The organism is Micromonospora sp. NPDC000442 (genome assembly GCF_042898635.1).
Classification (GTDB): domain Bacteria; phylum Actinomycetota; class Actinomycetes; order Mycobacteriales; family Micromonosporaceae; genus Micromonospora.
The window spans coordinates 1-23,460 of sequence record NZ_JBIAYZ010000002.1 but is presented as its reverse complement, the minus strand read 5'-3'; the positions used below and the strand labels follow the sequence as shown (position 1 = coordinate 23,460).

General features: G+C 72.2%; 22 protein-coding genes. 10 read left to right on the top strand and 12 right to left on the bottom strand.

Features of this window, described 5'->3' with window-relative positions:
* Positions 1-45 precede the first annotated feature (45 nt).
* Positions 46-1,509, top strand: coding sequence for an argininosuccinate lyase (argH, locus tag ACFY2A_RS02780; protein ID WP_363919427.1), 1,464 nt, complete (start codon positions 46-48; stop codon positions 1,507-1,509).
* A gap of 120 nt (positions 1,510-1,629) precedes the next feature.
* Here the strand turns inward: argH and ACFY2A_RS02775 are convergent, their stop codons facing one another.
* Genes ACFY2A_RS02775 through ACFY2A_RS02765 form a run of 3 tightly spaced genes read right to left on the bottom strand, consistent with a single transcriptional unit; the run spans position 1,630 to position 3,850 of the window.
* Positions 1,630-2,352, bottom strand: coding sequence for a hypothetical protein (locus tag ACFY2A_RS02775; protein ID WP_387167601.1), 723 nt, complete (start codon positions 2,350-2,352; stop codon positions 1,630-1,632).
* Positions 2,349-3,134, bottom strand: a complete 786-nt coding sequence (locus tag ACFY2A_RS02770) for a hypothetical protein (protein ID WP_387167597.1) — start codon at positions 3,132-3,134, stop codon at positions 2,349-2,351. The genes ACFY2A_RS02775 and ACFY2A_RS02770 overlap by 4 nt, the downstream gene beginning before the upstream one ends.
* Positions 3,131-3,850, bottom strand: coding sequence for an ABC transporter ATP-binding protein (locus ACFY2A_RS02765; protein ID WP_387167594.1), 720 nt, complete (start codon positions 3,848-3,850; stop codon positions 3,131-3,133). The genes ACFY2A_RS02770 and ACFY2A_RS02765 overlap by 4 nt, the downstream gene beginning before the upstream one ends.
* A 125-nt stretch (positions 3,851-3,975) precedes the next feature.
* On the opposite strand from ACFY2A_RS02765, the gene ACFY2A_RS02760 reads away from it, so the two are divergent.
* From ACFY2A_RS02760 to ACFY2A_RS02740, 5 genes are all read left to right on the top strand, one after another.
* Entirely contained in the window at positions 3,976-4,827 is an 852-nt protein-coding gene (locus ACFY2A_RS02760; protein ID WP_387167591.1) for a sensor histidine kinase, read from the top strand.
* Positions 4,828-4,832: 5 nt separating this feature from the next.
* On the top strand, positions 4,833-5,525 hold the full coding sequence (locus tag ACFY2A_RS02755; protein ID WP_387167588.1) for a response regulator: 693 nt from the start codon (positions 4,833-4,835) through the stop codon (positions 5,523-5,525).
* Between the two features lie 96 nt (positions 5,526-5,621).
* Positions 5,622-6,227 (top strand): DNA-3-methyladenine glycosylase, encoded by a 606-nt coding sequence (locus ACFY2A_RS02750; protein ID WP_387167585.1) that lies wholly within the window; start codon positions 5,622-5,624, stop codon positions 6,225-6,227.
* A gap of 167 nt (positions 6,228-6,394) precedes the next feature.
* On the top strand, positions 6,395-7,534 hold the full coding sequence (locus tag ACFY2A_RS02745) for an LLM class flavin-dependent oxidoreductase (RefSeq protein WP_363918616.1): 1,140 nt from the start codon (positions 6,395-6,397) through the stop codon (positions 7,532-7,534).
* Positions 7,531-8,154, top strand: a complete 624-nt coding sequence (locus ACFY2A_RS02740) for an FMN reductase (protein WP_363918614.1) — start codon at positions 7,531-7,533, stop codon at positions 8,152-8,154. Before ACFY2A_RS02745 ends, ACFY2A_RS02740 begins: the two co-directional genes overlap by 4 nt.
* A gap of 48 nt (positions 8,155-8,202) precedes the next feature.
* Here the strand turns inward: ACFY2A_RS02740 and ACFY2A_RS02735 are convergent, their stop codons facing one another.
* From ACFY2A_RS02735 to ppdK, 5 genes are all read right to left on the bottom strand, one after another.
* Complete coding sequence (locus ACFY2A_RS02735; protein WP_387167582.1) at positions 8,203-9,048, bottom strand: universal stress protein; 846 nt, start codon at positions 9,046-9,048, stop codon at positions 8,203-8,205.
* Positions 9,049-9,114: 66 nt separating this feature from the next.
* Positions 9,115-10,011 (bottom strand): universal stress protein, encoded by an 897-nt coding sequence (locus tag ACFY2A_RS02730; RefSeq protein ID WP_387167579.1) that lies wholly within the window; start codon positions 10,009-10,011, stop codon positions 9,115-9,117.
* A 34-nt stretch (positions 10,012-10,045) separates the two neighbouring features.
* The gene (locus ACFY2A_RS02725) at positions 10,046-12,679 is read right to left on the bottom strand and encodes a cation-translocating P-type ATPase (RefSeq protein WP_387167576.1); all 2,634 of its coding nucleotides are present in this window, start codon (positions 12,677-12,679) and stop codon (positions 10,046-10,048) included.
* 245 nt (positions 12,680-12,924) lie between these two features.
* Entirely contained in the window at positions 12,925-13,365 is a 441-nt protein-coding gene (locus ACFY2A_RS02720) for a hypothetical protein (RefSeq protein ID WP_387167573.1), read from the bottom strand.
* A 12-nt stretch (positions 13,366-13,377) separates the two neighbouring features.
* Positions 13,378-16,038, bottom strand: coding sequence for a pyruvate, phosphate dikinase (gene ppdK / locus ACFY2A_RS02715; RefSeq protein ID WP_387167570.1), 2,661 nt, complete (start codon positions 16,036-16,038; stop codon positions 13,378-13,380).
* A 129-nt stretch (positions 16,039-16,167) separates the two neighbouring features.
* On the opposite strand from ppdK, the gene ACFY2A_RS02710 reads away from it, so the two are divergent.
* From ACFY2A_RS02710 to ACFY2A_RS02700, 3 genes are all read left to right on the top strand, one after another.
* Positions 16,168-16,647, top strand: a complete 480-nt coding sequence (locus ACFY2A_RS02710; RefSeq protein ID WP_387167568.1) for a GNAT family N-acetyltransferase — start codon at positions 16,168-16,170, stop codon at positions 16,645-16,647.
* A 70-nt stretch (positions 16,648-16,717) separates the two neighbouring features.
* The gene (locus ACFY2A_RS02705; RefSeq protein ID WP_363918600.1) at positions 16,718-17,353 is read left to right on the top strand and encodes a hypothetical protein; all 636 of its coding nucleotides are present in this window, start codon (positions 16,718-16,720) and stop codon (positions 17,351-17,353) included.
* A 158-nt stretch (positions 17,354-17,511) separates the two neighbouring features.
* Positions 17,512-18,909: a hemolysin family protein gene (locus tag ACFY2A_RS02700; RefSeq protein ID WP_387167565.1), complete on the top strand. Its 1,398-nt coding sequence runs from the start codon at positions 17,512-17,514 to the stop codon at positions 18,907-18,909.
* A gap of 72 nt (positions 18,910-18,981) precedes the next feature.
* On the opposite strand, the gene ACFY2A_RS02695 is transcribed toward ACFY2A_RS02700, so the two are convergent.
* The 4 genes from ACFY2A_RS02695 to ACFY2A_RS02680 all read right to left on the bottom strand — a co-directional run bounded on the left by ACFY2A_RS02695 (position 18,982) and on the right by ACFY2A_RS02680 (position 21,428).
* On the bottom strand, positions 18,982-19,296 hold the full coding sequence (locus ACFY2A_RS02695; RefSeq protein WP_387167562.1) for a PRC-barrel domain-containing protein: 315 nt from the start codon (positions 19,294-19,296) through the stop codon (positions 18,982-18,984).
* Entirely contained in the window at positions 19,283-19,663 is a 381-nt protein-coding gene (locus ACFY2A_RS02690; RefSeq protein WP_363918594.1) for a hypothetical protein, read from the bottom strand. Before ACFY2A_RS02690 ends, ACFY2A_RS02695 begins: the two co-directional genes overlap by 14 nt.
* Positions 19,660-20,886, bottom strand: a complete 1,227-nt coding sequence (locus ACFY2A_RS02685) for an NRAMP family divalent metal transporter (RefSeq protein WP_387167558.1) — start codon at positions 20,884-20,886, stop codon at positions 19,660-19,662. Before ACFY2A_RS02685 ends, ACFY2A_RS02690 begins: the two co-directional genes overlap by 4 nt.
* 161 nt (positions 20,887-21,047) lie before the next feature.
* Positions 21,048-21,428, bottom strand: coding sequence for a PaaI family thioesterase (locus ACFY2A_RS02680; protein ID WP_363919425.1), 381 nt, complete (start codon positions 21,426-21,428; stop codon positions 21,048-21,050).
* A gap of 107 nt (positions 21,429-21,535) precedes the next feature.
* Between ACFY2A_RS02680 and tyrS the strand changes: the two genes are divergently transcribed.
* Positions 21,536-22,828, top strand: coding sequence for a tyrosine--tRNA ligase (gene tyrS / locus ACFY2A_RS02675; protein WP_387167555.1), 1,293 nt, complete (start codon positions 21,536-21,538; stop codon positions 22,826-22,828).
* The last annotated feature ends 632 nt before the right edge of the window (positions 22,829-23,460 follow it).

Below are 23,460 nucleotides of genomic sequence, written 5' to 3'. Positions count from 1 at the left end.
GGACGTGGGTGCCCGGTGGGGAGGCTGCTGATCGTGGGGACCACAATTGACCGGGTGGATGACAAGAGCCTGACCGAGAACAGCGCAGCGGCCAACCGGACGAGCCTGTGGGGCGGGCGCTTCGCCGGTGGCCCGTCGGAGGCCCTGGCCCGCCTGTCGGTGAGCGTGCAGTTCGACTGGCGGCTGGCCCCGTACGACATCGCCGGTTCCCGGGCGCACGCCCGGGTGCTGGCTGGCGCTGGCCTGCTCGACCCGGAGGAACTGGGTCGCATCCTCGCCGCCCTCGACGACCTGGAGGCCGCCTGCGCCTCGGGCACGTTCCGTCCCACCGTCGACGACGAGGACGTGCACACCGCCCTGGAGCGCGGGCTGCTGGAGCGGCTCGGCAGCCTCGGCGGCAAGCTGCGGGCCGGCCGGTCCCGTAACGACCAGGTCGCCACCGACCTGCGGCTCTACCTGCGCGACCACGCGCGGGGCGTGGCCGCGCGGCTGGTGGAGCTGGCCGAGGCGCTGGTCGAGCAGGCCGGTCGGCACGTGGACACTGCCGCACCGGGCATGACGCACCTGCAACATGCCCAGCCGGTCACCTTCGGCCACTGGCTGCTCGCCCACGTGCAGCCGCTGCTGCGGGACCTGGAGCGGCTGCGCGACTGGGACCACCGGGCCGCGGTCAGTCCGCTCGGCGCGGGGGCGCTGGCCGGTTCGGGGCTGCCGCTGGATCCGGTGGCGGTCTCGAAGGAGCTGGGTTTCCGGACGTCCTTCGCCAACTCGATGGACGCGGTCGCCGACCGGGACTTCGTCGCCGAGTTCCTCTTCGTCACCGCGATGATCGGGGTGCATCTGTCCCGGCTCGGCGAGGAGGTGGTGCTCTGGACGTCGCAGGAGTTCGGCTGGGTCGAGCTGGACGACGCCTTCGCCACCGGCTCGTCGATCATGCCGCAGAAGAAGAACGCGGACATCGCCGAGCTGGCCCGGGGCAAGTCCGGTCGGCTCGTCGGCGGGCTGGTCGCGGTGCTGACCATGCTCAAGGGCCTGCCGATGACGTACGACCGGGACATGCAGGAGGACAAGGAGCCGGCCTTCGACGCGGTCGACACCCTGGAACTGCTGCTGCCGGCGCTCGCCGGGATGATCTCCACGATGACGGTACGCGTCGACCGCCTGGTCGCCGCCGCGCCGGTGGGCTTCTCCCTGGCCACCGAGGTGGCCGACTGGCTGGTCCGCAAGGGCGTGCCGTTCCGCGACGCTCACGAGATCACCGGCAAGCTGGTGGCGCTCTGCGCGGCCCGGGACTGCGCCCTCGACGAGGTCTCCGACGCCGACCTGGCCACCGTCAGCGAGCACCTCGACCCGGGCGTACGCGACGTGCTCTCGGTCCGTTCCGCCCTCGCCGCCCGGATCACCCCCGGCTCCACGGGCCCGGGCCCGGTAGCCGACCAACTGGCCACCGCCGCCGACCAACTGACCACCTGGCGCGACTGGACCAACGAGGCAGTGGTCCCCCGCTGACCCGCACCCCTCGCGCCGATCCGCCACAAGATCCGCACAACTTCGGGGAAACTGCTGTCTGGACGTGGTCACGTGGTCCGGTTGCAGCAGTTTCCCCGAAGTTGCTGCTTGGCGGCGGACTCAGGCGTCCCGGCGTTGGAAGGCAGCCACCGCCCCACTCCCGATGACAACGACCCAACCGAGCAGAACGAGCAGGCCGGTGGCGGGCGTCAGGACCGGTGCCGGGTCGGGAAGGTAGAGCAGGCCACCAGCCCGGTCCGGCAGGTAACGAGCGTGCGGGGTGACGGCGTCCAGCACCGGCGAGGCGACCAGAACCAGGCTGAGCGTGACGACGAGAGCGGAAACGACGGCTCGCAGGAGGGCGGCCAGAGCCAGCCCGAGCAACCCGATGAGCGCGAGGTAGGCCGCCGCGCCGACGACTTTCCACGGGAAACCGTCGGTGACCACCGGGACGTCCCGCGTGGCCAGCGCGATTCGGGCCGTGAGCAGCCCGACGGCGAGCGCCGCGACGGCGGTTACGGCAGCCCAGGCCAGGTAGGCGAGGGTCTTGGCAGCCGGCACGGCCAGGCGGTTCGGCACGCACAGCAGGGTTCTGTGGATCTGCCCATCGGCGTACTCGGTCCCGGCCGCGAGGACGCCGAGCGAGATGGTGCCGGCCTGGAGGTACGGCACCGCCTGGAGGACGACTGCGACCGGCTCGTTCGCCCCGACCGGCGAGGCGGCCAACGCCCCGATGATGGCGACGGCTGCGCCGATCGTGCCGAAGACCGCAGCCACCACCGCAGGCAGGCCGAACAGCTTGGCCAGCTCTGCGGCGGTGGCCTGGGCGCAGGAGCGGATCATGCGTCCCGCCGCAGGAAAACCGCACTGGCCAACGCGAGCAGCCCTGCCGTCCAGGTGGCCATGACCAGGCCGCCGGTGACCGGGGCGAGCGCGTCGTCGAACGCCAACAGGCCACCGGCGAACATGCTCATACCCGCGAGGTCGGGTAGGAACCTGGCGAGCGGGGTGAGGTGGGACAGCAGCACGGAGACCGAGACGAGCGAGCTGTTCACCACGAGCACGATGATCGGGACGATCCCGTTGCGGGTGAAGACCGTGACCGCGAGGGCGATGAGCGCCGTGAGCATCCAGTAGATCCCGGCGCCGACGGAGCGGGACAGCACCCCTTCCGGGGTCGGAGGGGTGTCCGTGCCGACTATCCCGCTGGCCAGAGCCAACGAGGCGGGAATCACCACCAGAGCCGCGACCGCCACCAGCAGGACGACGCTGGCCGCCTTGGCGGCCAGCACGCCGAGGCGGCTGGGGGTGGCGGTGAGGGTGGTGGTGATCTGCCGTCCGCCGCCGATCCTGGCACTGTTCGCGGTGTACTCGCCGCTGACGGCGACGACGCCGAGGATCACCGCGCCGACCGTGCCGAGCGGAACCGCGGAGAAGACCGCCTCGACCGGCGAGGTGTAGGCCGTCAGCTCGGGTCGTCCGCTGCGCAGCGCGGCGCGGACGCCGACGGCGTTGATCAGAGTGATCGCGACCGGACCGAGCACGGTGACAGCCAGCGCGACAATGGTCGCCGGCAGCGTCGCCGTCTTTCGAATCTCGGCGGCGAGCGTGTCGAAGAAGGTCATCGCCCACCTGCCGTCGGCCCGGTGAGGGCGAAGAAGGCGTCCTCCAGGGTCGGGTAGCCGGCCGTGACCTCGCGGATCGGGCCGGCGGCGACGACCTGGCCGTGGGCGAGGACGACCAGGTCGTCGGCGATCTCGCCCACTTCGCTCATCAGGTGGCTGGAGAGCAGCACGGTGCCGCCGGCGTCCGCGTGTCCGCGCAGCAGAACGCGGATCCAGCGAATGCCCTCCGGATCGAGCCCGTTCACCGGCTCGTCGAGCACAAGTGCACGGGGTTCGCCGAGCAGCGCGGCGGCCAGCCCGAGCCGCTGGCACATGCCGAGCGAGAACCGGCCGACCCTGGTACCTCCGGCGGCACCGAGCCCGACCTGGTCGAGCACCTCGGCCACCCGTCGGGTCGGGATGCCGTTGCTGCGCGCCATCCAGGTGAGGTGGTTGCGCGCGGTACGGGAGCGGTGTGCGCCGGAGCCTTCCAGCATCGACCCGACGGTGCGTAACGGCTGGCGCAGGCGCCGGTACGGCTGGCCGTCGACCAGGGCCGTGCCGGCATCCGCCCGGTCCAGGCCCAACAGGATGCGCAGGGTGGATGACTTGCCCGCACCGTTCGGCCCCAGCAGACCTGTCACCCGGCCGGGTGCGGCCCGGAAGGTGACGTCGGTGAGGATCTCGCGGGAGCCGCGCCGCTTGACCAGACGCTCGACTGACAGCATGGGCACCATGTCAGCCCATGGTGCTGGTCCGCGTCATCGGACCAGAGCCGGGACTTCCGCCATTCACCCCCACCCCAGGTCGCTCCGACCCAGGTCCGATGTCACGTCACGGCCCGGGTTCCTAGACTCGCGAGATGGCACCTGACGGGCGACCGACAAGGCGTCCCTGGCTGTCCGCCGTCGCCGTCGCGGTGCCGGTGGCCTTGCTCCTCTGCCTGACAACGGCGGGCACCGTGGGGACGGCCGGGACGCTCCTGCTGACGGTGATCACCGCGACCGCTGCCGCGGTGTTGCTCTGGGCGTTGATCCGCGCTCGACAGGAACGCCGGGTGTACGAGGACCGGCTGACCGCATGGGCCGCTGAGCGGGCCGCAGCGGCGGAACGGTTGCGCATCGCCCGTGAGCTTCATGATCTCGTCTCGCACGGCCTCGGCCTGGTCACTATTCGTGCCGCCACCGCCGCTCGGGTTACCGGGCCAACCGGTGCGGCCGAACGGGCGACCGCCCTGTCCGACATCGAACAGGTCGGGCGGGAGACCACGGCTGAACTGCGGCGAATGCTCGACGTGCTCCGCGCACCGGGCGGCGAGCCCGCCTCCTTGCGGCCGCCCGACACGCTCGACGCCCTACCGGAGATCGTGCGGTCCGCGACCGCCACCGGGATCGCCGCCACCGTCGACGTGCGGAAGGTCGGCGAGGTGCCACCCGGCGTGCAGCTCACCGTGTGCGCGATCGTCCGTGAGGGCCTGAGCAACACGGCCCGGCACGCCGGGCCGACCTGCGTGCACGTCACCGTGGATCGCGACGGCGACGCAATCGTGGTGAATGTACGCGACGATGGTCCCCGCCCCGGCTGGCGGCCCCGCCCCGGCGCCGGCCACGGCCTGGACGGTCTGCGCGAGCGGGTGAGCATGCTCGACGGTGTCTTGCGCGCCGGCCCGGCCGGGCCGGGCTTCCAGCTCACGGCACGCCTGCCGGCCCGGTGAGCCGGATGACCACTGAATCAGCGGGCCGATCCACAAGCATCCGGGTGCTCGTCGCGGACGACCAGCCGCTCCTGCGGCACAGCCTCGCCCTCCTCATCGACGGCACTGCGGGCCTCACCGTCGTCGGTCAGGCCGCCACCGGACACGAGGCCGTGTCGCTCACCCGTGAACGCCGCCCCGACGTCGTCCTGATGGACATCCGGATGCCCGACGGCGACGGCATCGAAGCGACCGGACGCATCGCCGCCGCCACCGACCTGAGCGGTACCAGGGTCCTCGTGCTCAGCATGTTCGCACTCGACGAGTATGTGGCCGCCGCGCTGCGCGCCGGGGCGCACGGCTTCCTGCTCAAGGACGCCCACCCGGACCAACTCGTCGACGCCATCCGACGGACCCACGCGGGCGAGTCCCTCTTCGCTCCCAGCATCCTCACCCGCTTCGTCGCGCACTACCTCGACCGGCCCGGCCCGCCCGAGGTCGGTAAAATCGACAGGCTCACCGGCCGCGAGACCGAGGTGCTGTCTCTCGTGGCCCGCGGCCTGTCCAACGACGAGATCGCTCGGACACTCAACATCTCGATCAAGACTGTCAAGACTCACGTCGGCAACCTGCTCACCAAGCTCGACGCCCGTGATCGAGCCCAGCTCGTCATCGCCGCCTACGAGAACGATCTCGTCGCACCTCGATCCTCTGCGTGATCTTCGCTTCCTGCCTGCCGGATGTCGCGGCCGTGGCCCTGGATCAGCATGGGAGCGCGGCTTGCCGGTTGGACCCCGGCCGGGTTACCTGGAGGCGTGGACCATCCCTGGTTGAGTGCCCCGGCCGCCGACGTCGCGCAGACGGCCCGGAATCTGCTGGGCTGGGAGGTGTCAGCCAACGGGGTCCGGATCAGGCTGACCGAGGTCGAGGCGTACGCCGGCACCGGTGTGGATCCCGCTTCGCACGCGCATCGCGGGCCCACGCCCCGGACGACTGTCATGTTCGGTCCGGCGGGCTACGCCTACACGTACTTCGTCTTCGGCATGCACTGGTGCCTGAACGTCGTCTGCGGGGGCGAGGGGGAGGCGGCGGCGGTCCTGCTGCGCGCCGGCGAGGTGGTCGACGGTGTGGACCTGGCCCGCAAGCGGCGCGGCGAGGTGCCCGACCGGGATCTCGCCCGTGGGCCGGCCCGGTTGGTGGTCGCGCTCGGCGTCGATGCGGCGGCGAACGGCACCTGCATGCTCGACGGGACCGGGCCGTTGCTGCTGACGCCACCGACCCGCCCGGTCGCGCCGTCGGCCGTCTCCGCCGGCCCGCGCGTCGGCGTGGCCGCCGCACACGACGTGCCCTGGCGCTTCTGGATCACCGGTAACCCGACCGTCAGCCCGTACCGCCGGCATGTGCCACGACGACGGAGCTGACCCCGTTGTCCCCTTCGCTGGCGCTGTTGCCGGTCGCGGGCGGGGGATGGGGAGGGCGTGACGGGGGACACTGGTGCGAGGCGGGCTCGCGGAATAGTTGACTCGTCAAATATGTTGTCGGGGGCGTCGGGCACCACCGCCCGGTCGGACGACACGAGGGAGCGGTCATGCAGTTCGGAGTCTTCACCGTCGGCGACGTCACGGTCGACCCGACAAACGGCCGGGAGCCCACCGAAGCCGAACGGATCAAGGCGATGGTCACCATCGCGCTGAAGGCCGAGGAGGTAGGTCTCGACGTCTTCGCCACCGGTGAGCACCACAACCCGCCGTTCGTGCCCTCGTCGCCCACCACCATGCTGGGCTGGATCGCCGCCCGCACCGAGCGGCTGCTGCTCTCCACCGCGACCACGCTGATCACCACCAACGACCCGGTGAAGATCGCCGAGGACTACGCGATGCTGCAACACCTCGCCGACGGCCGGGTCGACCTGATGATGGGCCGGGGCAACACCGGGCCGGTCTACCCGTGGTTCGGCCAGGACATCCGCAACGGTATCCCCCTCGCCATCGAGAACTACGACCTGCTGCGCCGGTTGTGGCGCGAGGACGTGGTCGACTGGAAGGGCAAGTTCCGCACCCCGTTGCAGTCGTTCACCTCGACGCCGCGCCCGCTCGACGGCGTACCCCCGTTCGTGTGGCACGGCTCCATCCGCAGCCCGGAGATCGCCGAGCAGGCCGCCTACTACGGCGACGGGTTCTTCGCCAACCACATCTTCTGGCCCGCCGAGCACACCCGGCGGATGGTCGGCCTGTACCGTCAGCGCTTCGAACACTACGGTCACGGCTCCGCCGACCAGGCGATCGTGGGTCTCGGCGGCCAGGTGTTCATGCGGCGCAACTCCCAGGACGCGGTGCGTGAGTTCCGCCCCTACTTCGACAATGCGCCGGTCTACGGTCACGGCCCCTCACTGGAGGAGTTCACCGCGCAGACCCCGCTGACCGTGGGCAGCCCGCAGCAGGTCATCGACCGTACGCTCGGCTTCCGCGACTACGTGGGTGACTACCAGCGGCAGCTGTTCCTCGTCGACCACGCCGGGCTGCCGTTGAAGACCGTCCTGGAGCAGCTCGATCTGCTCGGCGAGGAGGTCGTGCCGGTGCTGCGCAAGGAGTTCGAGTCGCTGCGACCGGCGCACGTGCCGCTGGCACCGACCCACGCCTCGCTGCTGGCCGCCGCCGGAGGTGGCAGCGACAGCACCGTCCACGCCGTCGACGACGTCACCGGCCGGGCACCGGAGGCCGCCCGATGACCGTGCGTACTCTCGCCGTGGTCTCGGCCGGCCTCAGCCAGCCCTCGTCGACCCGGCTGCTCGCCGACCAGCTCGCCGCGGCCACCCGCGACGAGCTGGTCCGGCACGGCGAGCAGGTCGAACTGCGCCCGGTAGAGCTGCGCGAACACGCCCACGACATCGTCAATCACCTGCTCACCGGCTTTCCGTCGGAGCCGCTGCGGCAGGTACTGGACGAGGTCACCGGCGCCGATGCGGTGATCGCCGTCAGTCCGATCTTCAACGCCTCGTACAACGGGCTGTTCAAGTCGTTCTTCGACCTGGTCGACGCCGACGCGCTCGGTGGCCGGGCGGTGCTGATCGGTGCGACCGGCGGCACCGCACGGCACTCCCTGGCGCTGGAGCACGCGCTCCGTCCGATGTTCACCTACCTGCGGGCGGTGGTCGCGCCGACCGCGGTATTCGCCGCGCCGGAGGACTGGTCCGGCGGAGCCGTCGACGGTGCGTTGCGCGCCCGGATCGAGCGCGCCGGTCGGGAACTTGCCGAGCTGGTACGACGCAGCGCACCGTCCAGCGGGCCCGCCGACCCGTTCGCCCTCACCACCAGCTTCGACCAACTGCTCCACGGGCGCGACGGCTGATCCCGCCGACCGGGCTGCCTACAGGACGGCGGCCCGGTCGGGCGGTGCTCACTGCTCCGGCTGGTACGGGTGAGCGATGAGCACCGGGCAGCGGGCGTGGTGCACAAGCGTCTGGCTGACCGAGCCGAGCAGCAGCCCGGCGAAGCCACCCCGGCCGCGCGATCCGGCCACCACGAGCGCGGCGTCCCCGGTCGCCTCGATCAGCGCCTGGTCCGGCTTGGGCGCGACGATCACCCGTTCCTCCACGGTCAGCCCCGGGTGGCTGCCCCGCGCCGCCGCACCGGCGGTGGCGAGCAGAGCCGCCGCTGCCCTGTCGTCGTCGCCTTCGTCGGCGACGTGCACCAGCACCAGCTTCCCACCGCGCCGACCGGCCTCCTCGGCGCCGTAGCCGACGGCGAGTTCGGCCGACTCCGAACCGTCCACACCGACCAGCACCGGACCCTCGGTGGGCAACGGACGGTCCGGCGGACGGATCACCAGCACCGGGCAGTGGCCGTGCGCGGCGACCTGGGTGCCGACCGAGCCGAGCAGCAGCCCGGCGAAGCCGCCCAGACCCCGGCTGCCCACCACCACCAACTCCGCCCGCCGGGACTCCTCGACAAGCGTCGCACCTGGCCCGCCGGCCACCTGACGCACCTCGACCGTCAGCCCCGGCCACCGGTCGACCAGTTCGGCGGCGGTCTGTTCGAGCATCTTGCGACCGTCCTCCGACGCTGCCGGCACGCCCACCTCGTACGGGTTGATCGGTACGCCGTAGCCGAGCGGGTGCAGGTAGCCGTGTACCAGGTGCAGCGGGCGGGAGCGCCACACCGCCGCCTGGGCCGCGTGCTCCGCGGCCACCAGGCTCGGCGGCGATCCGTCCACCCCCACCACGACAGGTCGGTTCATCGTCACTCCATGGGTCGGTCAGGGTTCATTGTCGACGCGTCCCGCCGTCGGGACGCGTCGACACACCACCGGTCAGTTTTCCTCGACCGTACGCAGCTTCCGGACGATCGCCAGCGGGGAGTGGGCGTGGTGCAGCACGGCGTGGCTGACCGAGCCGAGCAGCAGCCCGCCCAGCGCGCCGCGTCCGCGCGCGCCCACCACCACCAGCTGGGCGGTACGGGACTCCTCCACCAGCGCCCGACCCGGGGAACCGCGCACCAGCCGCCGCCGCACCGGCACCTCCGGATAGCGCTCGGACCAGCCGGCCACCGCCTCGGCGAGGATGCGCTCCTCCTCGTCCCGGAAGGCGTCCAGGTCGTAGACCAGGGGCAGGATGTCACCGGGACCGGCCGGGGTCGGATAGAGCCAGGCGTGCACCGCGACCAGTTCGGTGCCGCGCCACGCCGCCTCCTCGAAGGCGAACCGGACGGCCTCCTGGGACAGCTCCGAGCCGTCGATGCCGACCACCACCGGCCCGTCCGCCCGCGATTCGCTGCGAACCACCAGCACCGGGCAGTCCGCGTGGGCGCTGACCTGCACGGCCACCGAGCCGAGCAGCAGCCCGGCGAAGCCGCCCAGGCCCCGGTTGCCGAGTACGACCAGAGCCGCGTCCCGGGCCTCGGCGAGCAGGACGGTGCTGGCCGCCCCGTCGACCACCGCACCGGTCACCGACACCTCCGGGGCCACCTTGCCGGCCTCGGCGACGGCGTCGGCGACACACCGCTCGGCCTGGTTGCGCAGCCCGCCGTCGGCGGGCGCACCGGGTGCGGGGCCCAACGGCACCTTCATCAGCGGCCAGATGAACGCGTGCACGATCCGCAGCGGACGGTGCCGGTACGCCGCCTCCCGCGCGGCGGCGCGCACCGCGTGCAGGGCGATCTCGGAACCGTCCACGCCCACCACGATGGGGGCGCCGGTGTTGCTGGCCATCACATCTCCTCCTCAACTCCGCAGTCAGCCCGGCTCACCTGACGGCGTCAGGGTAGACAGGTCGGTTCCCGTCGTACGACGGGTCGGCCGCAGCACCCGTGCGGCGCCGGGTCAGCCGCAGCACCAGACCGGGCAGGACGCTCACCGCGCCGCAGGCCAGCAGCTCGGTGACGCCGAGGACCTCGGTGCCGAGCAGCTCCCGCAGCGGCGGCAGCAGCACCCCGGCCACCTGGAGCAGCGCGGAGGCGGCGACCGCGACCGGCAGCGCCAGGTTGCCCCGCCGCTGTCCGGCCGGTCGTGGCGCGCGGACCGCCAGGGCCACCCCGAGCTGGGCCAGGCCGAGCACGATGAAGATCACCGACTGCCAGGGCCGGTCCCAGTGGGCGGCGGCCACGCCCGCGCCCAGGGTCACCGCCGCGATCAGCGCGCCGCCGACCAGGATCTGCCGGCCCAGCCCCGCACCGAGCACCGACTCGTGCGGCGAGCGCGGCACCCGGCGCAGGGTGCCGGGTTCGGCCGGTTCGGCGCCCAACGCGACCCCGGGTACCCCGTGGGTGAGCAGGTTGATCCAGAGGATCTGGGCCGGCAGCAGCGGCACGGGCAGACCGAACAGCGGCCCGAGCAGCATCACCGCGATCTCGGCCACCCCACCGGAGAGGGCGTAGCGCAGGAACCGGCGGATGTTGTCGTAGATCCGGCGGCCCTCACCGATCGCGGTGGCCACCGTGGACAGATCGTCGTCGACCAGCACCAGGTCGGCCGCCTGCCGGGCCACCTCGGTGCCGCCACCCATCGCCACCCCGATGTCGGCCCGGCGCAGCGCCGGCGCGTCGTTGACGCCGTCACCGGTCATCGCCACCACATGCCCCCGCGACTGCAACCCGGCGATGATGTCGAGCTTCTGCTCCGGCTGGGTACGCGCGAACACCCGCGTCGCCGGTGGCGCTTCGGCCGGATCGCCGTCGTCGCCGCGTACCAGCGGGTCGCCCTCGGCCCACAGGCCCAACTGGCCGGCGATGGCCGCCGCGGTCGCCGGATGGTCCCCGGTTACCAGCACGAGCCGGACGCCCGCGTCGGCGAAGCCGTCGGCGATGTCCGGCGCTCCGGCGCGCAGCGGGTCGCCGACGGCGACCAGACCCACCGGGCGCAGCCCCTCGGGGTGGGCGGGGTCGGCCGGTGGGGTGTCCACCAGGGCGGCGGCCAGCGCCAGCACCCGCAGCCCGTCGCCGGCCATCCGGTGCGCGGCGGCGGTCAGGGCGGCCACCTCGTCGGCGTCGGCGTCGAGCAGCGGCGCGGTGAGCACGTTCTCCGGGGCACCCTTGCACACCACCAGGTAGCGGCGGTCGCAGGAGCGGTGCACCGTGGTCATCCGACGCAACTGCTGGTCGAAGGGGTGTTCCGCGACCCGGGGCCAGGCGTTGCGAGTGGTCTGCGGATCCAGGCCGCAGCGGGCCGCGAAGGTCACCAGGGCCGCCTCCAGCGGATCGCCCACAGCGCCCCAGCGGGGTCGCTCCTCGGTCGGCGGAGCGAGGGTCGCGTCGTTGCAGAGCAGCCCGGCCCGAGCCAGCCGACGCAACTCGTCCGGCACCGCCACCGGCGCGCCGTCGCGGTGCACGGTGCCGTGCGGGGCGTACCCGCTGCCGGTGACACCGAACCGTGCGCCGTCGCCGGTGACCGCCTGCTGCACGGCCATCCGCCCCTCGGTCAAGGTGCCGGTCTTGTCCGACGCGATCACGGTGACCGAGCCGAGCGTCTCCACCGCGTGCAGCCGGCGGGGGATCGCCCGGGCCGCCGCCATCCGGCGGGCACCCAGCGCCAGGGCCAGCGTCACCACCGCGGGCAGCGACTCCGGTACCGCGGCGACCACCAGGCTCACCGCGGTGACCGCCATGTCCACCAGGGGTCGACCGCTGAGTACGCCGACGGCGAAGACCAGCCCGGACAGCGCGACGGCGGCGAGGCCGAGGATCCGGCCGAGCGAGGCGAGCCGGCGTTGCAGCGGGGTGGCCGCCGGCCGGGTGGTGGCCGCCAGGGTGGCGATCCGGCCCAGGGCGCTCGCCGCGCCGGTGCGCACCACCGTGCCGGCGGCCCGACCGGTCGTCACCACCGTGCCGGCGCTGGCCTCCTCGTCCGCCGCCCTGGACACCGGCACTGACTCGCCGGTCAACGCCGACTCGTCCAGGTGCAGCCGGCTCGCCTCGTGCAGCAGCAGGTCGGCCGGAACGACGTCGCCGGCCTCGATCCGCACCAGGTCACCCCGGACGAGTTCGGTTGCGGGCAGCACCGCGTCCCGACCGTCGCGGACCACCCGGGCGGTCGGTGCGGCGAGCTGATCGAGTGCGGCGATGGCCCGGTCGGCGCGTACCTCCTGCACCACTCCGATCGCCGTGTTGACCGCGACCACGAGCAGGATCACCGCGGTGTCGGGGTAGTCCCGCAGCACCGTGGTGACCACGGCGGCGGCGAGCAGCAGGGCGACCAGGGGATCGGAGAGCTGATGCACGATCCGGGTCGCCAGGTGCCGGCGGGGCGGTGCCGCGGCGGCGTTCGGTCCGTCGACCCGTAGCCGCCGGGCGGCCTCGGTCGAGCTGAGCCCGGCGTCGGGTGCCGCCGCGACGATGCTCTCCCTGCGTACGTCCCCGTCCGCGACCTGGACCTGTCCGGCCACCGCCCGCTCCGCCCTGTGCGCCGGGCGTGCCCCGGCGGCACGCCCCTTCGACACCAGCGTCGCCGAGGTCGACGCCGCCCGGCAGGGGCGATCCGCCCGCGCGCCCCGGGACCAACGGCCCTGCCGCATGGTCCCCGTCGGGGTGGTCATGACCCGAGCAACATCGGTGGTGTTGCTGCTCCGTCCGGTCCGGGGCAGCAACATCACCGAACGTGCTCGCCGGGGCGCGATGGACGGCGTCGCGCTCAGCGTTCGGGGACCAGGCGGCGGGCCCGTAGCAGGCGGGCCCACCAGGGACGGGCAGCCCGGGGCGGTGGAGTGCGTACCCCGCGGAAGCTGACCCAGCCGCCCGGTCCCATGCTCAGCCGGCCGACGGCGGGTGGTCGCCGCCGAACCAGCGCCGTGGCACCGGCGGTGACCAGTCCGACGGCCAACACCCCGGCGGTGGCGACCAGCAGCCGGTCCGGGTCGGGCAGCGGCCGGTACCGGACGTGTCCGCCGGTGGCGACGAACACGCCGACCGGACGTCCGTCGCGGTTCACCGGCACCAGGGCGGCCGGCGGCGTGCCGGGCAGCTCCAGCACGGGCCCGACCGACAGCGGCGCTGCCGGCTGCTGCGCCGTTTCCGGGGCCGGTCGGGGCGGGACCAGCGGTACCGGCCCGGTGGCGTTGAAGATCGCAGTCATCTCGGGTACCTCCTATCGGGCGTCGGAGCCGGCGCAGTCGCGAGCCACCGCGGCCCGACCGGCGGCCAACCGGGCGATCGGCACCCGGTACGGCGAGCAGGAGACGTAGTCCAGTCCGGCCTCGGCGAAGAACTCCACCGACTCCGGGTCACCGCCGTGCTCGCCGCAGACACCGACGGTCAGCCCGGGTCGCGCGGCCCGGCCCTCGGCCACCGCCAGGCGGACCAGCCGGCCCACCCCGGCGACGTCGACGGTCTCGAACGGCGACGCCTCGACGATGCCCCGCTCCAGGTAGTCACCGAGGAACGAGCCCTCCCCGTCGTCGCGGGAGAACGCCCAGGTGGTCTGGGTCAGGTCGTTGGTGCCGAGGGAGAAGAACTCCGCCTCGCCCGCGATCGCCCCGGCGGTCAGTGCCGCCCGTGGCGTCTCGACCATCGTGCCGACCGGGATCGGCGGTGCACCCGGCACGGTGGCCAGCACGTCGGCCACCTCGGCCCGCACCGCGGCCAGCTCATGCACGTCGACGACCAGCGGCACCATGATCTCCGGGCGCGGGTCGCCGCCCTCGGCCAACCGCCGCGCCGCCGCCTCGGCCACGGCTCGGACCTGCATCGCGAACAGGCCCGGCACCACCAGACCCAAGCGAACCCCGCGCAGGCCCAGCATCGGGTTGCTCTCCTGCATCCGGCGGACGGCGGCCAGCAGCACCGCGTCGTGGCCCGGGTCCTGCCCGAGCGCCTCCGCCCGGGCCACCCGCGCGGCCAGCTCGGGCAACGGAGGGAGGAACTCGTGCAGCGGCGGGTCGAGCAGCCGGATGGTCACCGGCAGGCCGTCCATCGCCGCGAGAATCGCGACGAAGTCCTCCCGCTGCAACGGCAGCAGCTCCGCCAGCGCGGCGTGCACCTCGTTCAGCCCGTCGGCCAGGATCAACCGCTCCACCAGGGCCCGGCGGGCACCGAGGAACATGTGCTCGGTACGGCACAGCCCGACGCCGTCGGCGCCGAGTTTCCGCGCCCGCGACGTGTCGGCGGGGGTGTCAGCGTTGGCGCGTACGCCGAGCCGCCGCACCGAGTCGGCGTGCCGCAGCAGCCGATCCACCGCCGAGACCAGCCGGTCGGACTCCGGCGCCAGCTCACCGGCGAGGTAGCGGGTCACCGGGGACGGACGCACCGGCACCTCGCCGAGGTAGATCCGGCCGGTGGTGCCGTCGATGGAGATAAGGTCTCCGGCCCGGACCGTCCGGTCGTCGACGCGGAACTCGCCGCGCTCCGGGTCGATCTCCAGTGCCTCCGCCCCGCAGACGCAGGTGCGTCCCATGCCCCGGGCGACCACCGCGGCGTGCGAGGTCTTGCCTCCCCGTGCGGTCAGGATTCCGGCGGCGGCGATCATGCCGGGCAGGTCGTCCGGGTTGGTCTCCCGGCGGACCAGGATCACCGGTCCGTCCGCCCCGGTGGCGGCGGCGTTGTCGAAGACCACCCGGCCGGCGGCGGCCCCGGGCGAGGCGCCGACGCCGGTGGCCAACGGCTCCGGCGTGGCTTCCGGGTCGAAGGTGGGGAACATCAGCTGAGCGAGTTGCGCACCGCTGACCCGGGTCAACGCCTCGTCCCAGCTGATCAGACCCTCGTCGGCCAACTGCGCGGCGATCACGAACGCGGCCGCCGGGGTTCGCTTGCCGACCCGGGTCTGCAACATCCACAGTCGGCCCCGTTCGATGGTGAACTCCACGTCGCACAGGTCCCGGTAGTGCCGCTCCAGCGTCGTCATGATCCCGGTCAGCCGGCGGTAGCTGGCCGGGTCGAGCCGAGACAGTTCGTCCAGCCCCACCGTGTTGCGGACCCCGGCCACCACGTCCTCGCCCTGGGCGTCGGACAGGTAGTCGCCGTATACGCCGGGGGCGCCGGTGGCCGGATCACGGGTGAACGCCACCCCGGTACCCGAGTCCGGGCCCAGGTTTCCGAAGACCATCGCCATCACGTTGACCGCGGTGCCCAGGTCGTCGGGAATGTGTTCGCGGCGTCGGTAGAGCACCGCCCGGGAGGCGTTCCACGACTCGAAGACCGCCCGGATCGCCAGGTAGAGCTGCTCGTGCGGGGCCTGCGGGAAGTCGTGACCGACCCGGTCGGCGAACACCTTCTTGTACGTCTCGACCAGCCCGTGCAGCTGCTCCGCCGTCGGGCCGTCCGACCCGGCGGTGGCCCGCAACGCGTCCAGTTCCCGCTCGAATTCCTCGGCCGGCACGCCGTGCACCGTCCGACCGAACATCTGGATCAACCGTCGGTACGAGTCCCAGGCGAACCGCTCGTCGCCGCTGATCCGGGCCAGCCCGGTCACGGTGGCGTCGTTGAGCCCGATGTCCAGGATCGTCTCCATCATCCCGGGCATCGAGTAGCGTCCGCCGGACCGGACGGCCAGCAGCAGCGGCTCAGCCGGGTCGCCGAGCCGCCGGCCCAGCCGCACCTCGATCTCCCGCAGGTGGGCGTTCACCTCGTCGAACAGTCCTTCGGGAACCGCCCGGTCGACGAGGTACGCCCGGCACGCATCGGTGCTGACGGTGAAACCCGGCGGCACCGGTAGTCCGAGCCGGGTCATCTCGGCGAGGTTGGCGCCCTTGCCGCCGAGCAGGTCGGCCATGCCTCGACCGCCCTCGATGAAGTCGTACACGTACCTGGTCATGACCCGGCCTCCACTTCGCCGTCGATGCCTCTGCCTCGTTGGTAGCAACGCCGCCGCCGGTGAGGGCAGGGCCGAAAGCCGATCCGAACAGGGTCGCTGGTCCTCAACCTGGCCGCGTATGGTCGGCCGGTGACCGATGACCTGCGGCTGCGCCCGGTGCGCGAGGACGACCTGGTGGAGTTCTTCGTGCACCAGCTCGACCCGGAGGCCAGCCGGGTGGCCGCCTTCGGCGCCGAGGACCCGACGGACCGGCGGGCGTTCGCCGCGCACTGGGTCCGCATCCTCACCGGCCCGGAGAACCTGGCCCGCACGGTGACCGTCGACGGCACGGTGGTCGGTCACGTGCTGGCCTTCCCGGTCGCCGACGCGTTCGAGGTCAGCTACTGGATCGACCGGGCGCACTGGGGTCGTGGGTACGCCACCCGCGCCCTGGCCGCGCTGCTGCGGGAGGTCACGCGCCGGCCGCTGTTCGCGCGGACGGCCACCGACAACGCCGCGTCGCTGACGGTGCTGCGCCGCTGCGGGTTCGTGGTGCGCGGCACCGACCGGGCGTACGCCCCGGGCCGCGGCCACGAGATCGACGAGTACGTCCTGGAACTGCCGGCCTGACCCGGCATCGATCCGGTGTGAAGAGCCCCCTGACACCGGGACTGACCAGGGCGGCGACTACCCTCGCGGGGTGAACTGGCTGGAACTGGTCGGCTGGGCCGGCTCCGCGTTGCTGGTCTGGTCGCTGCTGCAGACGCGCATCCTCCGGCTGCGCGCCCTCAACCTGGTCGGCTGTGCCGTCCTGATCGGCTACAACGCCACGATCCCGGTCTGGCCCATGGTCGGGCTGAACGTGGTGCTTGCCGTGATCAACATCTGGTACCTGCGGCGGCTGCTCACCACCCGCCACGACGAGCAGACCTACCAGGTGGTCGAGGTGGGTGCCGACGACGCGTTCCTGGCCCACACGCTGCGGGTGCACGCCGCCGACATCGCCCGGTTCAACCCGGGTTTCCGCCCGGACCGGCTGGCCGGCCGTTCGGCCTTCCTCGTCGTACGCGCCGACGAGGTCGTCGGCGTGGTACTGGTGCGCGACGTCGGCGACGGGGTGGCCCAGGTCGACCTGGACTACGTCACCCCGCCGTTTCGTGACTTCACCCCCGGCGAGTTCGTCTACCGGCGCAGCAGCCTGTTCACCGACCGCGGGTTCCGTCAGGTGGTCAGCCCGCCGGGCATGATCGCCCCGTACTACCACCGCCTCGGGTTCCGCCGCGCGGGAGAGTCGTACGTCCTGGACCTGCCGGCACCGGCGCTGCCGCAGGGCTGAGCGGGTCGACGGCTCGGACCGCCCTCGGCGGGGCGATGATTCCCGCCCTCGGCAGGGCGATGATTCGCCGCCGGAGCGAGTGGGCATAGGCACCGCTACGCCGGCGGGGCCGCCACCGGCGGCGCCACGGGGCGCGGTCCAGCGAGGGAGAACCAGGCGTGCAGAGCTACTGGAGCCAGCTGGCCCTGGTCGCAGTCCTGATCGTGGTGAATGCGATCTTCGCCGGCAGTGAACTGGCGCTGGTGTCGCTGCGCGACAGCCAGGTCCAACGGCTGGAACGCACCGGGCGCACGGGCCGGGTACTCGCCCGGCTGGCCCGCGACCCCAACCGTTTTCTGGCCACCATCCAGATCGGCATCACGCTGGCCGGGTTCCTCGCCTCGGCCGCCGCCGCGGTGTCGCTGGCCCAGCCGCTGGTTCCGCTGCTGGACGGCGTCTTCGGTCGGGCGGCCGGCCCGATGTCCGTGGTGCTGGTCACGTTGGTGCTGACCTTCGTCACCCTGGTCTTCGGTGAGCTGGCTCCGAAACGGATCGCCATGCAGGTCCCGGAGCGGTGGGCGCTGCTCGTCGCCCGCCCGCTCGATCTGCTCGCCGCCCTCACCCGGCCGGTCGTCTGGGTACTCGGGGCCACCAGCGACCTGGTGGTACGGCTGTTCGGCCTGGACCCGAAGCCCGAGCGGGACGAGATCAGCCCGGACGAGCTGCGGGACATCGTGGCCGGCCACCACGGCTTCACCAAGGAGCAGCAGACCATCATCGCCGGTGCCGTGGAGATCGCCGAGCGGAGGCTGCGGGCGGTGCTGGTACCGAGGTTGCAGGTCTTCTGCCTGGACAGCGGCACCACGGCAGAGGCCGCCCGACTCGTGCTGGCCGCCTCCGGGCACTCCCGCGCGCCGGTGGTACGCCACGGCGGCCTGGACGATTCGGTGGGCGTCATCCACCTGCGCGACCTGGTCGGCGTCGGTGACGATCAGCCGGTCGACGAGTGCGCTCGCCCGCCGCTGCTGTTGCCGGACTCCGTACCGGTGGTGGACGCGTTGCGTCGGTTCAAGGCCGAACGCCAGCACATGGCCCTGGTCGTCGACGAACGCGGTGCCGTCGAGGGCATCGTCACCCTGGAGGACATCCTCGAGGAAATCGTCGGGGAGATCTACGACGAGACCGACCGGGATGTCGGTGCGGTACGCACCGACGCCGACGGGGCACTGCTGCTGCCGGGCACGTTTCCCGTCCACGACCTGCCCGACATCGGCGTCGAGCTGCCCGGGCGTCCGGACGGCGACTACACCACCGTGGCCGGGCTGCTCCTGGCCGGTCTCGGCCGGATCCCCGGCGCCGGGGAGCAGCTCAGCGTCGACGGCTGGCGGCTGGAGGTGACCCTCGCCGACGACCGGGCGGTCTCCGGTGTCCGGCTGCGTCGCACGGCAGCGGCATCCGCAGACCTGGACGCCCCCGAGACCGCCGTGTTGGCGACCGACGAGCCGGCAGCGCAGCCGGACGACGCCGCTGACACGCCGGACGACGCCCCGTCGGTGCTGGACGGCACCCGGCGCTGAGAGCTGGTCGGGCAGGCTCGTCCGTAGCGCGCCCAGCGCGGCCGGGCATGGCCTGCCCGGCCACGCTCCGAGTCAGCTCCGTGCTGCCTGACCCGGACCGGGCGGATCGGGCAGCGGCGGGTTCAGCCGTACCCGGTGCATCGGCACCTGCCAGGTGCTCCGACCGAGCAGCCGGGCCAGCGCCCGGATCGCCCAGGGGCCCGACGGATGCCGCTGCGGACCGATCAGCCGCCCACTCAACCGCCCGTACCAGTGCCGGGTGACGACCAGGTCGGTCAGCCGCAGCGGGCCGTCAGCGGGGCCGCGCAACACGAGGTCCACCACCCGACCCAGGCGGCGGCCCTGATGGTCGTACGCGGTCCGACCCAGCAGCTCACCCGCCCGCACGGTCGGCCCCCGGAATCCGATCGATCAGGTGTCGGCGCAACCACTCCTCCACCGGCGAGGTGGGCAGCTCGTCGGCCCGCACCCGCAGCCACACCGCACTGTCCACCCGTCCGACCAGCGCGTACGGGATGCGCAGCGGTGCCATCGGTCGATCCGTGACGAATCGCTCGGCGGTCAGCACCAGCATCCGGCCCAGCCGACCGCCGACCCGCTGCCCGAGTGCACCCGGCCCGCTGAGCAACGACCGCAGGTACGGCACCCCGTCCGCGTCGAGCGCGAACTCCACGTCGTCGACCTTGCCGACCAGCCGCCCGTCGCGGTCGACGAGTTGGCGATCGAGCAGCTCCTGGCTGATCTGGATCCTCACTGGCCCATCCTCGTACCGATCGCCAGCGGTACGGCGACGATCGAGGCGGCCAGGATGACCAGCAGCAGCACCGCGCCCAGCAGATTGAGTGCCCGGCCGTTGACCCGGTCGCCCAGGTAGGTGCGGTCGTTGGCGACCACCAGGATCGGCAGGTAGGTCAGCGGCAACGCCACCGCACTGATGATCAGCATGTATTCGGTGAGCGTCACCGGGTCGACCGTGGTGAGCAGCACGAGCACCCCGAGCAGCACGCTGACCAGCAGCACCGTGTGGAATCGGGCCGCCTCGCGCGGGCTGACCCGTTTGCCCCACTGCCAGCCGAAGTACTGCGCGGCGGCGTACGCGGCGGACAGACCGGTCTCCAGCGCGGCGCCGAAGGTGACCGCGAAGAACGCCAGTGCCGCCACCGCCAGGCCGGCCGCGCCGAAGGCCAGCACCACCGGATGCGCGACCTGGTCGAGACTGTCCACCGACAGGCCGGCGGGGTGCAGCACCACCGTCGCCGTGGCGATCAGCGACAGGGCGAGAAAGCCGCCGATCGGAAAGCCGACAAGCACGCCGAAGCGGGCATCGGCCAGGTCGTTCGCGCTCCAGCGTTCCTCGACCCCGCCGGAGGAGAAGAAGAAGACCTCGTACGGGCTCACCGTCGAGGCGAACAGGGCCACCGCGACAAACCAGTACGCCCCCCACCCCTGACCGGAGGCGTCGGGTGCCAGCGCGCCGCGACCGAGCGCCGCCCAATCGGTCGGCAGCCAGAACAGGGCGACGGCGAAGACCACCAGCGCGAGCCCGGCCAGCCCGAAGACCCGTTCCATCACCGGGAACCGCATCCGCCACAGCACCAGCCAGACCGCGATCCCGGCGACGGGCACCCAGAGCAGGTAGGGCACGCCGGTGGCCAGCCGCAACGCCAGCGCCACCCCGCCCAGTTCGGCGGCGAGGGTGATCACCGTGACCAGGTACGACGCCACCAGGTTGATCAGCGCCATCCGCGCGCCGAGCCGCTCCCGGACCAGGTCGAACACCGCCCGGCCGGTCACCGCCGCGATCCGTCCGGCCATTTCCGCGTACGCGCAGATGGCGACGACCCCGAGCAGCAGCACCCAGGTGTGCGCCATGCCGAAGCGGGCACCGGCCTGGCCGGCGGCGACCAGGTCGCCGATGTCGACGAAGCCGCCGACCGCGGAGAGGATGCCGAGCGTGGCGGCGAGGAGCTTCCTCACGTCGGCGGTGCGGGCTCGGTCATCGACGCGACGATAACGCCACCAAAGCCGCTATCTACGCTAAACCGCCCTCAGCCCTGTTCGTGATGGGCGCGACGACGAGGGCGGTCCTGCCGAGCCCAGCTTCGACCTGACGGTGTGCTGTCGCTGGCCGTGCCTTGTCAGTCGGCGTCCGGGTAGAGGTTCTGGAGGCGGACCTGGCCACGGGCGACCAGTCGCCCGTCCGCATCCGTGATCTCCACCTGCCACAGCTGCTGGCTCCGACCCCGGTGCACCGGGGTGCCGACCGCGACCAGCTCACCCTCGCCCACGGCGCGCAGGAAGTCGGTCTGGTTGGACACCCCGACCACCCGCCCGCGCTCACCCAGCCAGACACCGGCGCCCAGGCTCGCCGCCGTCTCCACCACCGAGCAGTGGACCCCGCCGTGCAGGATGCCGTACGGCTGATGCAGCTCCGGGCGGACCCGCCAGCGAATCGTGACCCGGTCCCCGCTGATCTCGTCCAACTCCAGCCCGAGCAGGGCGAAGAAGCCACCCGACATCTTCGACACGTCCACGGTCACCTCCATGATCTTGGACTCGCCAGCCTAGTGCCGGTGCCCTCCGCAGGAACCCGGTAGGGCGGCACAGGGCTGATGGGGGAGAATCGGTGACCGTGACCGACAGCACCCTCCCGCCGGCCCGGCGGGACTCCCTGACCGATGACCTGCGCTGGCGGGGTCTGCTCCAGGACTCCACCGACCCGGACGAGCTGCGCGCGCTGCTCGACGGCCCGGGAGCCTCCTTCTACGTTGGCTTCGATCCGACCGCGCCGAGCCTGCACGTCGGCCACCTGATGCAGGTCACCACCGCCCGTCGCCTCCAACTCGCCGGGCACCGGCCGCTGCTGCTGGTCGGGGGCGCCACCGGGCAGATCGGCGATCCGAAGGAGAGCGCGGAACGGACCCTCAACCCGCCGGAGGTCGTGGCGAGCTGGGTGCAGCGGATCCGTGACCAGCTCGCACCCTTCGTGTCGTACACCGGGGACCACGCCGCCCGCCTGGTCAACAACCTGGAGTGGACCGGCGAAATGTCGGTGGTGGAGTTCCTGCGCGACGTGGGCAAGCACTTCCCGGTCAACCGGATGCTGGCTCGTGAGGTGGTCCGGGCCCGGCTGGAGAGCGGGATCAGCTTCACCGAGTTCAGCTACCAGCTGCTCCAGGCCAACGACTTCTTCGAGCTGCACCGGCGGCACTGCTGCCAGCTTCAGTTCGGTGGCTCGGACCAGTGGGGCAACATCACCGCCGGTGTCGACTACGTCCGGCGACGCGGGCTCGGGCCGGTCCAGGCGTTCACCACCCCGCTGGTCACCAAGTCGGACGGCTCGAAGTTCGGCAAGACCGAGGGCGGCGCGATCTGGCTCGATCCCGAGATGACCAGCCCGTACGCCTTCTACCAGTTCTGGATCAACGTCGATGATCGGGACGTGGGCCGCTACCTGCGCTACTTCAGCTTCCGCTCCAGGGAGGAACTGGAGGCGCTGGAGAAGGAGACCGCGGAGCGGCCGGCGTCCCGGGCCGCTCAGCGCGCTCTCGCCGAGGAACTGACCACCCTCGTGCACGGTGAGCGGGAGATGGCTCAGGTGGTCGCCGCCAGTCAGGCCCTGTTCGGCCGGGGATCGCTTGACGACCTGTCCGCGGTGACGCTGCGTGCCGCGCTCACCGAGGCCGGGCTGGTACGCCTCGACGAGCTCCCGGAGGTGGCCGCCCTGTTCAAGGAGTCCGGCCTGGTGCCGAGCATGAAGGAGGCCCGACGGGTGATCGCCGAGGGCGGCGCCTACGTCAACAATGTCCGCATCGGCGCGGCGGACGCCGTGGTCTCGCCGGCGGACCTGCTGCACGGCAGATACCTGGTGCTGCGTAGGGGAAAGCGTTCCTTCGCCGGGGTGGAGGTCGAGGCCTGACCGCCGTCCGGCAGGTGTGACGCGGGACGCGCCCGGTGGATTTGACGATCAATCCGCCGGGCGCGTAGCTTTCTCTCTGCCAGCGCGGAACGGACGAAACAGGTCGAAGCCTCAGGCCGGAGCGCAGGTAGACCTTTCGGTGCAGGTGGCAGACGTCCACCGCGTCCGAACCGGGTGGTGCCCCAGATTCGTCGGGAGGCGGATTTGGAGGGGCGAAACCGACCGGGTATGGTTGACGATCGGCAGGGCCCCAGGCGCGCTCGCGGGAGACCGCAGCGGCTGGCCTGCCACAACCACGACGGGAACGGCGAAAGCCGGCCTGATCGTGGTGCCCGGAGAATTGGGTTGAAGCGTGACAGAGCGGCGCAAGCCGGTTTGACAGGGCAGAAACCACCGGGTAACGTAGTAAAAGCGCCCGGCGCGGTTGTGGCGGGTGTGGTGCCCCGGATGGCGGCCCTTTGGTGGGTTGTTTGATGGTGTGTGGTTGTTCTTTGAGAACTCAACAGGGTGCTTGATAAGCCAGTGCCAAATTGTTTGATTCCCGGGCTGGCCAGTTTTTCTGGTTGGTTTGGATTCCTTTGGCAACATTTTTGTTGTCGGGATGGATTTTCCTTCAGGTTTTTGTTGGAGAG